At 74.0% G+C, this 14,970-nt stretch carries 16 protein-coding genes; 6 read left to right on the forward strand and 10 right to left on the reverse strand.

The genetic code is table 11. From position 1 onward, the window contains the following. Nucleotides 1–6: 6 nt before the first annotated feature. The 4 genes from E6R18_RS16420 to E6R18_RS16435 are packed head-to-tail and all read right to left on the reverse strand — an operon-like array spanning nucleotide 7 to nucleotide 4,116. Nucleotides 7–1,080, reverse strand: coding sequence for an acyl-CoA dehydrogenase family protein (locus E6R18_RS16420; protein WP_136317634.1), 1,074 nt, complete (start codon nucleotides 1,078–1,080; stop codon nucleotides 7–9). A gap of 26 nt (nucleotides 1,081–1,106) precedes the next feature. Beyond that, entirely contained in the window at nucleotides 1,107–2,093 is a 987-nt protein-coding gene (locus E6R18_RS16425) for an acyl-CoA dehydrogenase family protein (protein WP_136317635.1), read from the reverse strand. Next, nucleotides 2,093–3,268 carry an acyl-CoA dehydrogenase family protein gene (locus E6R18_RS16430; protein ID WP_136317636.1) on the reverse strand — a complete coding sequence of 392 codons (1,176 nt, stop codon included), beginning with the start codon at nucleotides 3,266–3,268 and terminating at the stop codon, nucleotides 2,093–2,095. Before E6R18_RS16430 ends, E6R18_RS16425 begins: the two co-directional genes overlap by 1 nt. Next, entirely contained in the window at nucleotides 3,268–4,116 is an 849-nt protein-coding gene (locus tag E6R18_RS16435; RefSeq protein ID WP_136317637.1) for an enoyl-CoA hydratase, read from the reverse strand. Before E6R18_RS16435 ends, E6R18_RS16430 begins: the two co-directional genes overlap by 1 nt. 48 nt (nucleotides 4,117–4,164) lie before the next feature. On the opposite strand from E6R18_RS16435, the gene E6R18_RS16440 reads away from it, so the two are divergent. From E6R18_RS16440 to E6R18_RS16455, 4 genes are read left to right on the forward strand one after another with little or no spacing between them, the layout of a single operon-like run. Next, entirely contained in the window at nucleotides 4,165–5,331 is a 1,167-nt protein-coding gene (locus tag E6R18_RS16440) for an acyl-CoA dehydrogenase family protein (RefSeq protein ID WP_136317638.1), read from the forward strand. Next, the gene (locus E6R18_RS16445) at nucleotides 5,328–6,113 is read left to right on the forward strand and encodes an SDR family oxidoreductase (protein WP_136317639.1); all 786 of its coding nucleotides are present in this window, start codon (nucleotides 5,328–5,330) and stop codon (nucleotides 6,111–6,113) included. The genes E6R18_RS16440 and E6R18_RS16445 overlap by 4 nt, the downstream gene beginning before the upstream one ends. Continuing rightward, entirely contained in the window at nucleotides 6,110–6,712 is a 603-nt protein-coding gene (locus tag E6R18_RS16450) for a TetR/AcrR family transcriptional regulator (protein ID WP_136317640.1), read from the forward strand. The genes E6R18_RS16445 and E6R18_RS16450 overlap by 4 nt, the downstream gene beginning before the upstream one ends. 33 nt (nucleotides 6,713–6,745) lie before the next feature. Further along, a complete protein-coding gene (locus E6R18_RS16455) occupies nucleotides 6,746–7,903 on the forward strand; it encodes an acetyl-CoA C-acetyltransferase (protein ID WP_136317641.1) in 1,158 nt (385 codons plus the stop codon). 62 nt (nucleotides 7,904–7,965) lie between these two features. Here the strand turns inward: E6R18_RS16455 and E6R18_RS16460 are convergent, their stop codons facing one another. Genes E6R18_RS16460 through E6R18_RS16475 form a run of 4 tightly spaced genes read right to left on the reverse strand, consistent with a single transcriptional unit; the run spans nucleotide 7,966 to nucleotide 11,427 of the window. Then, nucleotides 7,966–9,015: a nitronate monooxygenase gene (locus E6R18_RS16460; RefSeq protein ID WP_136317671.1), complete on the reverse strand. Its 1,050-nt coding sequence runs from the start codon at nucleotides 9,013–9,015 to the stop codon at nucleotides 7,966–7,968. A gap of 14 nt (nucleotides 9,016–9,029) precedes the next feature. Further along, nucleotides 9,030–9,809: a CoA-transferase gene (locus E6R18_RS16465; RefSeq protein ID WP_136317642.1), complete on the reverse strand. Its 780-nt coding sequence runs from the start codon at nucleotides 9,807–9,809 to the stop codon at nucleotides 9,030–9,032. Then, nucleotides 9,806–10,657, reverse strand: a complete 852-nt coding sequence (locus E6R18_RS16470; protein ID WP_136317672.1) for a CoA-transferase — start codon at nucleotides 10,655–10,657, stop codon at nucleotides 9,806–9,808. Before E6R18_RS16470 ends, E6R18_RS16465 begins: the two co-directional genes overlap by 4 nt. 14 nt (nucleotides 10,658–10,671) lie before the next feature. Beyond that, a complete protein-coding gene (locus E6R18_RS16475) occupies nucleotides 10,672–11,427 on the reverse strand; it encodes an enoyl-CoA hydratase family protein (protein ID WP_136317643.1) in 756 nt (251 codons plus the stop codon). 160 nt (nucleotides 11,428–11,587) lie between these two features. On the opposite strand from E6R18_RS16475, the gene E6R18_RS16480 reads away from it, so the two are divergent. Beyond that, nucleotides 11,588–12,508 (forward strand): SDR family oxidoreductase, encoded by a 921-nt coding sequence (locus E6R18_RS16480; RefSeq protein WP_136317644.1) that lies wholly within the window; start codon nucleotides 11,588–11,590, stop codon nucleotides 12,506–12,508. Nucleotides 12,509–12,566: 58 nt separating this feature from the next. On the opposite strand, the gene E6R18_RS16485 is transcribed toward E6R18_RS16480, so the two are convergent. Continuing rightward, nucleotides 12,567–13,064 carry a nuclear transport factor 2 family protein gene (locus E6R18_RS16485; RefSeq protein ID WP_136317645.1) on the reverse strand — a complete coding sequence of 166 codons (498 nt, stop codon included), beginning with the start codon at nucleotides 13,062–13,064 and terminating at the stop codon, nucleotides 12,567–12,569. After that, entirely contained in the window at nucleotides 13,061–13,936 is an 876-nt protein-coding gene (locus tag E6R18_RS16490; RefSeq protein ID WP_136317646.1) for a TIGR03619 family F420-dependent LLM class oxidoreductase, read from the reverse strand. Before E6R18_RS16490 ends, E6R18_RS16485 begins: the two co-directional genes overlap by 4 nt. Before the next feature lie 193 nt (nucleotides 13,937–14,129). Here E6R18_RS16490 and E6R18_RS16495 point away from each other — a divergent pair, with 193 nt between their 5' ends. Beyond that, entirely contained in the window at nucleotides 14,130–14,906 is a 777-nt protein-coding gene (locus E6R18_RS16495; RefSeq protein WP_136317647.1) for an SDR family oxidoreductase, read from the forward strand. Nucleotides 14,907–14,970: the final 64 nt, after the last annotated feature.

Here is a 14,970-nt window from a genome sequence, read left to right on the forward strand (position 1 = left end):
GCCCGTTCATCGGGCGGCCAGCCCGAGCCCGGCGGCGAGCCGCGCCCGGTGGTGCGCGGGTGCGCCGAACAGCTCGCCCGCTCCGTGCGCCCGCTTGAAGTAGCGGTGCGCGTCGTGCTCCCAGGTGATGCCGATCCCGCCGTGCAGCTGGATCATCTCGCCGGCCACCGCCGAGAACGCCTCGGAGCAGACCGACTGGGCGACGGCGGCCGCCCGGGGCAGTGCGCCCGGGTCCTCGTCGGCGGCGAACGCGGCACCCAGCGCCGCCGAACGTGCCGACTCCACCAGCACATAGGCGTCCGCGAGCCGGTGCTTGACCGCCTGGAACGAACCGATGGGCCGGCCGAACTGCACCCGCTCCCGGGCGTATTCCACGGTCAGCTCCAGACCGCGCTCGGCCGCCCCGACCTGCTCCGCCGCGAGGGCCGCGCACGCCAGGTCCCGTACGTGCTCCAGCTGCCGCCCGCCGTCGCCGTCCCGGCCCAGCAGGCGTCCGGCGGCACCGTCGAACACCCAGCGCGCCAGGGCCCGGGTGGAGTCCATGGCCACGACCGGTTCCCGGCGCACCCCGGAGGCACCCGGGGCCACCTCGAAGAGCGACACCCCGGCGTCCGTGCGGGCCGCGACGACCAGTACGCCGATGTCCGGCCAGTCGAGGACGTACTCCTTCGCCCCGGTCACCAGCCAGCCGCCGCCGGGACGCGGCACGGCACGGGCGCGGATCGCCTCCGCGTCCCACGAGCCCTGCTCCGCCCAGGCCAGGGCGCCCACCGAGGTGCCCTCGGCGAGCCCCGGCAGCAGCCGGCCGCACGCCTCCTCGTCGCCGGACGCCAGCAACGCGCCCGCCGTGAGGACGGCGGAACCCAGACAGGGCAGCGGGCTCAGGACCCGGCCCAGCTCCTCCATCAGCACATGGACATCCCGCGCCCCGCCGCCGGCCCCGCCGTACGCCTCGGGCACGGCGAGCCCGGCGACCCCGATCTGCTCGGCCAACGGCGCCCAGACCGAGCCGCCCTGATGTCGCGTCAGCAGCGACCGCACGGCCGCCCTCAGCTCTTCCTGCTCCTGCGTCAGCCTCATCGGGCTGCTCTCCCCTCGGTGTGCGGTCAGGCGGCCAGTACGCGCGCCCGGCAGGCGGCCGGGGTGCCCCAGGCGTCGCGCAGTGGCCGGGCCTTGCGTATCCACAAGGACAGGTCGAGTTCGTCCGTGTAGCCCACGGCTCCGTGCAGTTGGAGCGCGGTGCGCGCGGCCCCGTACGCGGCCTCGCCGGCGGTGGCCTTGGCGGCGGCGACGTCCCGGCCCGCCTCCTGGCCGCCGGCGGCGAGGGCGAGCGCGGCGCCGTGCACCAGCGGCTCGGCGAACTCCAGCGCCAGCAAGGTGTCCGCCAGGCGGTGCTTGACGCTCTGGAAGGACCCGATCGCCACGCCGAACTGGGTGCGCCCGGTGACGTATTCGACGGTACGCGCCAGCAGTGTCCGGCCGACCCCGAGTGCCTGGGCCGCCGTGGCGAGCGCGGCGACCTCGGCCGCGTACACGGCGGCGGCCGTCACCTCGGGGCCCCTGGCCACGACCGCACCGCCCGAGGGCCGTGCCAGGCGCCGCCCGGGGTCGGCCGAGGGCTGTACGGGCCCCGAACCGCCGGCCACCCGCAGCGTGTCGTCGGCCACGACGAACACCGTGCCGGCCGCGTCCGCGTCCAGCGCGTACGGGCCGAGCGCCGTCACGCACAGGGAGGCCACGCGGGCGCCCGAGGCGAGTGCGGGCAGGTGCGCGGCGGCGAGGTCCTTGTCACCGAGCCGGTCCAGCAGGGCCGCCGCCGCCACCGTCTCGACCAGCGGCCCGGGAACGGCGTGCCGGCCCAGCACCTCGAAGGCGACGGCCAGTTCGACGGGCAGCGGGCCCAGGCCTTCGTGCTCCTCGGGCACCGCGAGCGCGAAGAGCCCGGCATCGGCGAGCCGCGCCCAGACGGCCCGCCCCGGGCCGTGGTCACCGGCCGCCCAGGACCGGACCGCGGCCGGGACGTCGGACGAGGTGAGCAGACCGTCCAGGGAGCGGGCGAACTCCCGCTGCTCCCTGTCGAGGAGGAAACGCATCAGCGGCGTCCCTTCGGAAGGCCGAGCAGCCGCTCGGCGATGATGTCGCGCTGGATCTCGTTGGTGCCCGCGTAGATGGGGCCGGCCAGCGCGAAGGTGTACCCCTCGGACCAGCCGCCGCCGTCCGGAGCCTCGGAGGCGTGGTCGGCGAGTTCGCCGCGGGGGCCGAGCAGGTCGAGGGCTGTCTCGTGCAGGGCGATGTCCAGCTCGGACCAGTAGATCTTGTTGAGGCTGGAGGCGGCCCCGGCGGGACCGCCCTCGCCGTGCAGGACGCGCGAGGCACCCGCGTACGAGAACAGCCGGTAGGCGCGGGCGCCGATCACCGCGTCCGCGACCCGGTCGCGCAGCGCCGTGTCCGCCGGGTCGCCGTGCTCGTGCCACAGGGCGGTGAGCCGGTCCGCGGCGGCGGTGAAGCGGCCGGGGCTGCGCAGGGTGAGCCCGCGCTCGTTGCCGGTGGTGCTCATCGCGACCCGCCAGCCCTGCCCGGGTTCGCCGATGACGTCCTCGTCGGGGACGAACACCTCGTCCAGGAAGAGTTCGGCGAAGGCCGGCTTCCCGTCGAGCCGCCCGATGGGCCGCACGGTGACGCCTTCGGCGTCCAGCGGGAACATCAGATACGTCAGCCCCCGGTGCGGCCGGTCCGCGTCCGGGTCGCTGCGGAACAGGCCGAACGCCCGGTCCGCGAAAGCGGCCCGCGACGACCAGGTCTTCTGCCCGCCGAGCAGCCAGCCGCCCTCGGTCCGTACCGCCGTGGAGCGCAGCGAGGCGAGGTCGGAACCGGACTCCGGCTCCGACCACGCCTGCGCCCAGATGACCTCGCCCCGCGCCATCACCGGCAGGACGCGGGCCCGCTGTTCGGCGGTGCCGTGCTCGAAGAGCGTCGGGGCCAGCAGATTGATGCCGTTCTGGCTGACCCGGCCCGGTGCCCCGGCCGCGTAGTACTCCTCCTCGAAGATCAGCCAGCGCAGCAGGGACGCGCCGCGCCCGCCGAACTCCCCGGGCCAGGAGACCACCGACCAGCGGTCGGCGGCCAGGACGGCTTCCCACTCCCGGTGCGCGGCGAAACCCTCGGCGGTCTCCAGTGAGGGCAGGGGCGTGGCCGGGACATGTGCGGCGAGCCAGTCGCGCACCTCGGTACGGAAGGTCTCGTCGGCCGCGTCGAAGTCGAGGTCCATCAGCCGCCCGCCTTCTTCATCGCCCGGATGTCCATGCCGCCGAGCGCGTCCGGCGCGGTCTCGGCGTTGTGGGCGTGCGCCAGGTGGTGCAGGCCGAACACCGAGTCCATGCCGGTGTGCATCCCCTGGAGGTCCTCGGCCTGGTTGACCGCGCGCTTGGTCAGGGCCAGGCCCATGCGCGGCATCTCCGCGATGCGCAATGCCAACTCGTGGCTGCGGTCGGCCAGTTCCTCGCGGGGTACGACCCGGTTGACCATGCCCACCTCGTAGGCGCGCCGGGCGCTCATCCGGTCGCCGGTGAAAAGGAACTCCTTGGCGATGCGGGGCGGCATCACCCAGGGGTGGGCGAAGTACTCGACGCCGGGGATGCCCATGCGGACCACGGGGTCGGCGAAGAACGCGTCCTCGGAGGCCACGATCAGGTCGCACACCCAGGCCAGCATCAGGCCGCCCGCCACGCACGCGCCCTGCACGGACGCGACGACCGGCTTCGGCAGTTCGCGCCAGCGGCGGCACATGCCGAGATAGACCTCGGACTCGCGGGCGAAGCGGCTCTCCGCGCCCTCCTTGTCCGAGTGGTCCCACCACAGCCCCGCCCGCCGCTCGAACGGCAGATGCGCGTCCCGCTCCGGGGTGCCGATGTCGTGTCCGGCCGAGAAGTGCTTGCCCGCCCCCGCCAGGACGACGGTCTTCACCTCGTTGTCCTCGGCCGCGCGGTAGAACGCCCGGTCCAGGGCGTAGGTCATCGCGGAGTTCTGCGCGTTGCGGTAGTCCGGGCGGTTCATGGTCACCGTCGCGACCGGGCCCCGCTTCTCGTAGCGCACCGGTTCGTCATGGGCAGCGGACATCGTGGCCCCTCCTTCCCTAACAAGTGTTTGGTAGATTAACGTACCCCCATGAGCAGCGTCGAGGAGTTCCGCACCGAGATCCGCGGCTGGCTGGCCGCCCGGCTCACCGGGCCCTTCGCGGGCCTGCGGGGCCGGGGCGGCCCCGGCCGCGAGCACGAGGCATTCGCCGAACGGCTGGCCTGGGAGCGGCACATGGCCGCCGAGGGCTGGACCTGTGTGGGCTGGCCGAAGGAGCACGGCGGCCGGGGCGCGACCATCGAGCAGCAGGTCGCCTTCCACGAGGAGTACGCCCTGGCCGACGCCCCCGCACGGGTCAACCACATCGGCGAGCAGCTCCTCGGGCCGACACTGGTCGCCTTCGGCACACCCGAGCAGCAGGCCAGGTTCCTGCCGCCGATCGTCGCCGCCGATGAGCTGTGGTGCCAGGGCTACAGCGAGCCCGACGCCGGCTCCGACCTCGCGAACGTGCGCACCAGGGCCGAGCGGGACGGCGCGGACTGGGTCGTCACCGGGCAGAAGACCTGGACGTCACTGGCCCACGAGGCGCAGTGGTGCTTCGTGGTCGCCCGCACCGAACCGGGCTCCACCCGCCACCGGGGCCTGTCCTACCTCCTGGTCCCGCTGGACCAGCCCGGCGTCGAGATCCGGCCCATCACCCAGCTGACCGGCACCAGCGAGTTCAACGAGGTCTTCTTCGACGGCGCCCGCACCCGCGCCGAGCACATCGTCGGCGCCCCCGGCGACGGCTGGCGCGTGGCCATGGCCACCCTCGGCTTCGAACGCGGTGTCTCCACCCTCGGCCAGCAGGTCGGCTTCCGGCGCGAACTGGAAACCCTCATCGCCCTGGCCCGCAGCAACGGCGCCGCCGACGACCCGCTGATCCGCGACCGCCTCGCCCACGCCTGGACCGGCCTGGAGACCATCCGCTGCAACGCCCTGCGCATGCTCGACGGCGTCGCGGCCGGCGCCCCGGGACCCGACGCGTCCATCGGGAAGATCTACTGGGCCACCTGGCACCGCGAACTCGGCGAACTGGCCATGAGCGTCCTGGGCGCCGGCGGGATGACCGCGCCCGAGGAGCCCTACGAACTCGACGACTGGCAGCGGCTGTTCCTCTTCTCCCGCGCCGACACCATCTACGCCGGATCCAACGAGATCCAGCGCAACATCATCGCCGAGCGCGTCCTCGGCCTCCCCAAGGAGCTGCGCCCATGACCCACCGGCCGGCCTACGTACCTGGCCACCACCTCCTGGACGGACGCACCGCGGTGATCACCGCCGCCGCCGGTGCCGGAATCGGCGGCGCGACCGCCCGTAAATTCCTTGAGGAGGGAGCCCGGATCGTCATCGGCGACGCCCACGAGCGCCGCCTGCGCGAGAGCGCAGACGCGCTCGCCGAGGAGTTCGGCGCGGACCGGGTCGCCGCACTGCCCTGCGACGTCACCGACCAGGACCAGGTCGACGCCCTGTTCGCGCTCGCCGCCGAACGCCACGGCCGGCTCGACATCGTCGTCAACAACGCCGGACTCGGCGGTACCGCCGACCTCGTGGACATGACCGACGAGCAGTGGGCCAAGGTCCTCGACGTCACCCTCAACGGCACCTTCCGCTGCACCCGCACCGCCCTGCGCCACTTCAAGGACAGCGCCGCCGGCGGCATCGTCGTCAACAACGCCTCCGTCATCGGCTGGCGCGCCCAGCGCGGCCAGGCCCACTACGCCGCCGCGAAGGCCGGCGTCATGGCCCTCACCCGCTGCGCCGCCCTGGAAGCCGCCGACTTCGGCGTACGCGTCAACGCCGTCGCCCCGAGCCTCGCCATGCACCCGCACCTGGTGAAGGTCACCACGCCCGAACTCCTCGCCGAACTCACCGAGCGCGAAGCCTTCGGCCGGTACGCCGAACCCTGGGAGATCGCCAACGTCATCGTCTTCCTGGCCAGCGGCTACTCCTCGTACCTGACGGGCGAGACCGTCTCGGTGAGCAGCCAGAGGGCGTGAGCGCCATCGCCCCGAACCCCAACGCCGAACGACGCGCCGAACTCCTCGCCACCGCTGCCCGGGTCTTCGCCGAGCAGGGCTACAACGCCACCACCGTCCGCCGCATCGCGGACGCCGCCGGAATGCTCGCGGGCAGCCTCTACTACCACTTCGACTCCAAGGAGGCGATGCTCGACGAGATCCTCACCGCCTTCCTGGACGAGCTGTGGGCGTGCTACGACACCGTGCTCGCCGCCGGACTCGGCCCCCGGGACACCCTCGGGGCGCTCGTCACCCAGTCCTTCCGGCAGATCGACCGGCACGGCCCCGCGGTCGCCATCTACCAGAAGGAGTCCAAGCACCTCTCCGCCCAGCCGCGCTTCGCCCATCTCGCGGGCTCACAGCCCAAGTTCGAGAACGCCTGGCTGCGCACGCTGGAACGCGGCGTCGCCGAACAGGCATTCCGGGCCGACCTGGACGTCCGCCTCGTCTACCGGTTCGTCCGCGACACCGTCTGGGTCGCCGCCTCCTGGTACCGGCCCGGCGGCGCCCACAGCGCGGAGGCGATCGCCCGCCAGTACCTGTCCATGGTCCTCGCCGGCATCACCGCGCGCGGCTGACCCACCCATCACGTTCGCAACGAAGGAGCAGTCATGGCCGAGGCATACATCATCGAAGCGGTCCGCACCCCGGTCGGCCGGCGCAAGGGCGGGCTGTCCGCCGTCCACCCCGCCGACCTCGGGGCCCATGTCATCAAGGCGCTGGTCGAACGCGGCGGCATCGACCCGGCCGCCGTGGACGACGTCGTCTTCGGCTGCCTGGACACCGTGGGCCCCCAGGCCGGGGACATCGCCCGCACCGCCTGGCTCGCCGCCGGCCTGCCCGAGGAGGTGCCCGGGACCACCGTCGACCGGCAGTGCGGCTCCTCCCAGCAGGCCGTCCACTTCGCCGCCCAGGGCGTCATGTCCGGCACCCAGGACCTGGTCGTCGCGGGCGGCACCCAGAACATGTCGATGATCCCGATCGCCTTCGCCAGCCGCCAGGCCGCCGAACCCCTCGGCCTCACCGACGGCCCCTACCTCGGCTCCCGGGGGTGGCGGGCCCGCTACGGCGACGCGCCCGTCAACCAGTTCCACGGCGCCGAACTCATCGCCGAGAAGTGGGGCATCTCCCGCGAGGACATGGAGCACTTCGCGCTCCGCTCGCACCAGCGCGCCCTGCGCGCCATCGACGAGGGCCGCTTCACCCGCGAGACCGTCGCGTACGGGGACGTCACCGTGGACGAGGGGCCGCGCCGGGACACCTCGCTGGAGAAGATGGCGGGGCTCAAGCCGGTGGTGGAGGGCGGACGGCTGACCGCAGGCGTCTCCTCGCAGGTCTCGGACGGGGCGTCCGCGCTGCTCATCGCCTCCGAGCGGGCCGTCGCCGAGCACGGCCTCACGCCCAGGGCCCGCATCCACCACCTCTCGGTGCGCGGCGAGGACCCGATCCGGATGCTGTCCGCGCCCATCCCGGCGACCGCGTACGCGCTGAAGAAGGCCGGCATGTCCATCGGCGACATGGACCTGGTGGAGATCAACGAGGCGTTCGCCCCGGTCGTCCTGGCCTGGCTGAAGGAGACCGGCGCCGACCCGGACAAGGTCAACGTCAACGGCGGCGCCATCGCGCTCGGCCACCCCCTCGGCGCCACCGGCACCAAGCTGATGACGACCCTCCTGCACGAACTGGAGCGCACCGGCGGCCGCTACGGCCTCCAGACCATGTGCGAGGGCGGCGGCCAGGCCAACGTGACGATCATCGAACGCCTCTGAGGGGCGGCGCGGACCGGGGGCGCGCCATGTGAGCGGCGCGCCCCCGGTCCCGTACGCCCGGTTCAGCCGGCCGCCGGCAGGCCCTTCAGGGCCGCCCGCGCCTCGTCCATGATCCGCTCGACCAGTTCCGCGCAGGACGGCAGGTCCTCGATGAGCCCGGCGACCTGGCCCGAGGCCATCACGCCGATGTCCGTGCGGCCCTCGACCAACGAGGCTTTGAGCAGCATCGGGGTGTTGGCGGCCAGCAGCACCTGGCTCCAGGACAGGTCCTTGCCGTGCTTCATCGCGAGCCCGTCGCGCACGAGCTGCGGCCAGCTCGCACCGGACTCGCGGCGGAACGCCGAGGCGTGCCGCAGGGCCCGCAGCAGCGAGGCGGCGCGGCCGGAACGCTCCAGCGAGTCGACCATGGCGGTCCGCAGCATGCGGTGCGGCAGGCCGTCCACCCGGTCGGTGACCGTGACGTCCTTGACGGTGGCGGCCAGGTACTTCTCCTTCACCGGGCCGGGGACGGTGCTGTCGGAGGTGAGCAGGAAGCGCGTGCCCATCCCGATCCCGGCCGCCCCGTAGGCGAGCGCGGCGACCAGGCCGCGCCCGTCGTGGAAGCCGCCCGCCGCGATCACCGGGATGCCCACGGCGTCCACGACCTGGGGGAGCAGCACCGTGGTGGCCACCTCGCCCGTGTGGCCGCCGCCCTCGCCGCCCTGGACCATCACCGCGTCCGCGCCCCAGGCGGCGACCTTCTCCGCGTGCCGGCGGGCGCCGACGGAGGGGATGACGACGACACCGGCGTCCTTGAGGCGGGCGATCAGGTCCTTGGAGGGGGCGAGCGCGAAGGACGCGACCCGCACCCCCTCCTCGATCATGATGCCGACCCGCTCGCCCGCGTCGCCCGCGTCCGCCCGCAGATTGACGCCGAACGGCGCGTCCGTACGGGACTTGACCTCGCGGATCGCCGCACGCAGCTGTTCGACGCCCATCGTCGCGGAGGCCAGGATGCCGAGCGCCCCCGCCCGGGCGGAGGCGGAGACCAGCCGGGGCCCGGCCACCCAGCCCATGCCCGTCTGCACGATCGGGTACCGCACCCCGGTCAGCTCGGTGAGCGCGGTCGGCATCGGTGCGGGCCCGGTCATGCCGGGACCTCCCGCGCGCGCAGTCCCTTCGGGTCGATGACCTCGCGGATCAGCCGCAGTTCGGCCTCGGTGGGCTCCCGGGTGAGCGGCACGTCGTCGGGGACGGACAGGGCGAAGCCGGTGGCCTCGGTGACCTGTTCGAGGGCGACCCCGGGGTGCAGGGAGCGGATGCGCATGGTGCGGTCGGGGGTCTCGAAGTCGAAGACGCCCAGGTCGGTGATGACGCCCGGGATGCGGTGGTAGCGGGTCGCGGACGGGCCGGCCGCCGCGGCCCGGTCGTAGCCGACGCCGCTCACCATGTCGACGTGTTCCACGAACACCCGCTTCGAGTGCTTGGGCACCCAGTAACTCGTCGGGTTGTTCAAGGTGTTGACGGGCGCCCCGCGCACCCCGAGCAGCTGGCGGGCGGGCCTGGCCCAGTCGCCGATGCAGGAGATGTTCTGGTTGCCGTGCCGGTCGAGCTGGCTGGCGCCCATCATCACGTGCCGGCGGCCGGTCGCGGTGAGCGTCAGGTGCTGGCGGAACGGCAGCCAGCCCTCCACGCTCCCCGGCCGCACACCGACCGCGGGGGTGTCGCCCATCAGCAGGGCCTCCCCGTCGGTCAGCAGCAGGGCGGGGGAGAAGGTCAGCTTCGCCAGGCGGGCGCCGATCGCCGGGACGGTGCCCATCGGGCTGGCGAGGACCTCCCCGGCGTCCCGCCACGCCTCGGCGCACGCCACCACGCAGTACTCGGCGCGGCCGGCCGGCGCGGCGGCGGTGGTCTCGGTGCGGCTCATGCTGCCTCCTCCTGGTGGAACGCGGTGACGGCGGCCTGGTAGGCGGCTTCGTCCCCGGACAGGAACCGGGCGACGAACGCGGGCCACGCCTCCGGATCCCGGGCGGCCCGCACATAGGCGCGCTGGAAGGACTCGTCGCGGTCGTGGTCGGGCACGCAGGAGGTGAAGTGCGCCCCGTTCGGCGTCTCGACCACTCCGTCCACGAACAGCCGCTTCACCAGCAGGGTCTGCGGCCCGTGCTCCTTCAGCAGGTCCGCCGTCTCCACGATCCGCTCGCAGGAGACGTACGCCCGGTCGGCGGCCTCGCAGAACAGGTCGTCGAAGTACGGGTCGGGGCCCAGGTACTGGCCGTTGCCCTGCGCGTCGCAGCGGTTGAGGTGGACCAGCGCCGCGTCCAGCCGCAGTGCCGGCGCCGCGACCAGCTTCTCCCCGTCCTCGTACGGCGAGGTGACCGTGCGCAGGGCCGGGTTGACCGTCATCAGGTCCGAGCCGAGACCGGCGCGCACCGGCATGAACGGCAGCCGCTGGGCGCCCGCCGTCAGGCCCCACATCATCATCGCCTCGTCCAGCTCGACCATCTCGAACGCGCCGCGCTGCCGGGCCGCCGTGAAGTGGGGCTCCAGCGGTATCGAGTCGAGCGTGCCGAACGCCGCGACCAGCTTGCGGATCTTCCCGGCGGCCGCGAGCAGCCCGACGTCCGGCCCGCCGTACGACACCACGGTCAGATCGGTGACGTCCGACCGCAGCAGCGCCCGGACCAGGGCCATCGGCTTGCGGCGCGAGCCCCAGCCGCCGATCCCGACCGTCATGCCGCTCTCCAGCCGGCCGACGACGTCGTCGGCCGTCATCGTCTTGTCCTGTGTCACGCCTGCTGCTCCTTGTCCGTGCCGAAGGCGTCGCGCACCCGGTCGGCCACACCGCTGAGATTGGCCTCGAAGGTGAAGCCCTGCTCGAAGCGGTAGCTGCGGCGTACGTCGACGGGGTCGATGCCGTTGATGGCGGCCTTGGCCAGCCGGATCAGGTAGCCGTCCTTGGCGGCGATCTCCCGGGCCAGGGCGAGGGCGGCCGCGGCCAGCCGGTCGGGCGGGACGACGCTCCACACCGAGCCGTGCCGGTGCAGCTCGTGGGCCGTCACCGTGCGGGAGGTGTAGTACAGCGCCCGCATGAGGTGCTGCGGGACCAGCCGGGCCAGGTGCGTGGCCGCGCCGAGCGCGCCCCGGTCCAGCTCGGGCAGGCCGAAGGCCGCGTCCTCACTGGCCACGATCGCGTCGGCGTTGCCCACCAGGCCGATGCCGCCGCCCAGGCAGAAGCCGTGCACGGCGGCGACCACCGGGACCTCGCAGTCGTAGACCGCCGCGAACGCCTCGTAGCAGCCGCGGTTGGCGCCGATCAGCGTCTCGGGTCCGGTCGCGCGCTGCATCTCCTTGATGTCCACGCCCGCGTTGAAGCCGCGGCCTTCGGCGGTGAGGACCACACACCGCACGTCCGGGTCGGCCCCGGCGGCCCGGACCGCCGCTGCGAGGTCGTACCAGCCCTGCACGGGCAGGGCGTTGACCGGGGGGAAGTCCACGGTGACGAGGGCGATGCCCTCTTCCGGGACGGAGGTGGAGACACCCATGAGCAGATCAGCTACCTTTCCACCTAACGTTTGTTTGGTTCAAGGTAGCAGTGATGCGGACGCGGCGGGAGAGCGTCATACCACTCAGTGGTGACGGACACCGCTCCGTGGTGACGACCCCCCCGCCCCCGCTGACCCGCCGATGGAAAGGACACCCGTCATGACCTCATCGACCGCTCTGTGCACCGGACGCGTCGCCGTCGTCACCGGCGCCGGCCGGGGCCTCGGCCGCGCCCACGCCCTGGCCCTCGCCGCCGAGGGCGCGAAGGTCGTCGTCAACGACCTGGGCGTGGGCATCGACGGCTCCGGTACGGCCACCGGCCCCGCCCAGGAGGTCGTCGCCCTGATCCGCGCGGCCGGCGGCGAGGCCGTCGCGCACAACGGCGACATCGCGACCGCCGAGGGCGCGGCCTCCCTCGTCGCCACCGCGCTCGACACCTTCGGCCGGCTCGACACGCTCGTCAACAACGCGGGATTCCTCCGCGACCGGATGCTGGTCAACCTGGACGAGGACGACTGGGACGCGGTCATGCGCGTCCACCTCAAGGGCCACTTCCTGCCGCTCAAGCACGCGGCGGCACACTGGCGCGCCGAGGCGAAGGCCGGCCGCACCCCCTGCGCCCGTGTGATCAACACCAGTTCCGGTGCGGGGCTGCTGGGCAGCGTCGGCCAGGGCAACTACGCCGCCGCCAAGGCCGGGATCGTCGGCCTGACCCTGGTGGCCGCCGCCGAGACGGGCCGGTACGGGGTCCAGGTCAACGCCATCGCCCCCGCCGCCCGGACCCGGATGACCGAGGACACCTTCGCGGACACCATGGCAGCGCCCGCCGAGGGGGAGTTCGACGCGATGGCCCCGGAGAACGTCTCCCCGCTCGTCGTCTGGCTCGGCTCCCCGGCGTGCGAGGGGGTCAGCGGCCGGGTCTTCGAGGCCGAGGGCGGCCGGATCACGGTGATGGAGGGCTGGCGGCCCGGCCCCACCGCCGACAAGGGCGCGCGGTGGAGCCCCGCCGAGGCCGGCGACGCGGCGCTGAAGCTGCTCGCCGAGGCCGAGGCGCCGCAGCCGGTGTACGGGGCCCGCTGACGGCGTACGCGCAGGGGGCCGGGTGACGGGGTGCCACCCGAGCCCCCGCTTGGGCGAGTCAGCCGCTCGCCGGTTCCCCGCGCACGCCCCGGGCCAGCAGCGCGGGGGACTCCGGCCGGCCGTCCAGGATGCGGTTGGTGCGGGTGACCACCTGCCAGCCCGCACCCCCCGGCGCACGCCTCAGCCGCCAGTGGTTGGCGGTCGCCCGGCGCACGACGTACCGGCCCGCCTCGTGCACCACCATCAGCGAATGGCACACCGCCACCGCCTCGTCGCCCTCGACCGTGATGTGCGGGGGGCCCACGACATGCGCGCACCCCTGCCGTATCCAGCCCCGGTGCGCTGGGGACCGCACCATCTCGCCGATCCGCTCCCGGCCCGCGAGGTAGAGCTCGTCGATGTCGTACACCCCGTCCGGGGCCCAGAGCGCGGCCACCGCGTCCGCCTCACCGCTGTCCACCAGCGGCCCGTACGCGGCCATCGCGCGGGCGACGGCGCGCTCGTCCTCCAGCAGCCGCAGCCGCGCCTCCAGGGCGGCGATCCGGTCCTCGCTCATGCCCGCGCCCGCGCCCCGGCCGTGAGGCCCGCGACCGCGGCGAGCGCCTCCAGCTGCTCGACGTAATGGGCCGCCGACCGGGCGCTCAACGACACGCTGACCAGCGTGGCGCCGGCATCCGACACCTTCCGCAACGCCTCCGCCGCCCCTTGCGCGTCGCCGGACGGGTCCAGCGGGCGGCCCGCGCCCAGCACCACCTCGAAGCCGTCCGGCAGCGCGGCCGCGCCCACCATCTCGCCCAGCCGGTCCAGCGGCAGCCCGAACGGCACCCAGCCGTCGCCGTGCGCGAGCGCCCGGCGCAGCGAACGCGGCGTACGCCCCCCGATCCACAGCGGCACCCGGTCCTGCACCGCGTGCGGCTCCACCACCAGGCCCTCGTAGTCGAAGTGCTCGCCGTGGTAGGCGGGTTCACGCCGGGACAGTGAGGCCCGAAGGGCGGCGAGCGCGTCGTCCGCGATGGCGCCCCGGCCCTCGAAGTCCGCGCCGAGCAGCCGGAACTCCTCCTCCAGACTGCCCACCCCGAGCCCCAGGACGAGCCGCCCGCCCGAGACGCGGTCCAGCGTGCCGTAGCGCTTGGCGATCTCCAGCGGGTGGTGGTAGCCGAGGACCAGGACCTGGGTGGCGAACCTGATGCGGCTGGTCCGGGCGGCCAGATGACCGAACGTGGACAGCGGATCCCAGTAGGTGCCGCCGCGCTGCTCCGCGATGTCCACGGGCACCGCGACATGCTCCGAGCAGGTGAGGTGGTCGAAGCCGAGCCGGTCGGCGGCCTCGGCGACCGCCCCCAGCTCCTCGATGCCGGCGGTGCGCTCCCAGGGGGAGTGGACGCCGGGGACGGCCGTGACGACGGGACTGTTGATGCCGAGCCGCATGGGTGAACCTCTCTCGGGCCGGACGGTACGGGCAGCGAGACGCCATCCAAGCCGCCCCGCCGCGCGTGCGAGGACCCGGTCCCGGTGGGCGGGAAGCCCGCACCGGCCCCGTCCGGTCAGCGGGACGACGCGCCACCGCCCGGTCCCGGAACTCCTACGGTGCAGGCGTCATCCACCGAGCTGAGGAGTACCCATGCCGCGCAATGTCGTCGTCACCGGAGCAGGTTCCGGGATCGGTGCCGCCCTGACCGCACTGCTCCGCGCCCAGGGAGACCGCGTGATCGGGGTGGACCTGCGGGGCGGCGACGTGGACGCAGACCTGTCCACGCCCCAGGGGCGCGCGTCCGCCGCCGCGGCAGCCGCCGAAGCCGCCGGGTCCGTGGTCGACGCGGTCGTCACCTGCGCCGGCACCGCCGTACCGGGGCGCGGCATGGTCACCGTCAACTACTTCGGCACCACGGAGTTCCTGACGGCTCTGCGTCCGGCGCTCGCCGCGGCCGAGCGGCCGAGGGCCGTGGCCATCGGCTCCGTCTCCGGCACCCAGACGGCCGACCCGGACGTCGTCGCCGCCTGCCTGGCCGGCGACGAGACCACGGCCCTCGCGCACGCCGACCGCGCGGTGGCCGAGGGCCGCGCGCAGCAGCTGTACCCCTCGTCCAAGGCGGCCCTCGCCCAGTGGGCGCGGCGCACCGCGGTCGCCGAGGGCTGGGCGGACGCCGGAATCCCGGTGAACGTGGTGGCGCCCGGCGTCGTGCTGACCCCGATGAGCGCGGGCCTCTTCGACGACCCCGAGATGCGCAAGGTCATGGACGCGGCGGTCCCGATGCCGCTGGGCGGCTACCTGGAGCCCGAGGACGTCGCCCGCGCCGTGCTCTTCCTCGCCTCCGAGGCCAACAGCCACATCACCGGGCAGGTGGTCTACATCGACGGGGGCGCCGAGGCGACCCTGCGCGGACCCGGCGCCTTCTGAGCCCGGCGCGCGGCAGACACACGCGGGCCCGGCACGCGCGGGGCCGGCACGCGCGGGGCCGGCA

The sequence above is a fragment of the Streptomyces sp. A1277 genome, from assembly GCF_004795015.1.
In the GTDB taxonomy this organism is placed as follows: Bacteria; Actinomycetota; Actinomycetes; order Streptomycetales; family Streptomycetaceae; genus Streptomyces.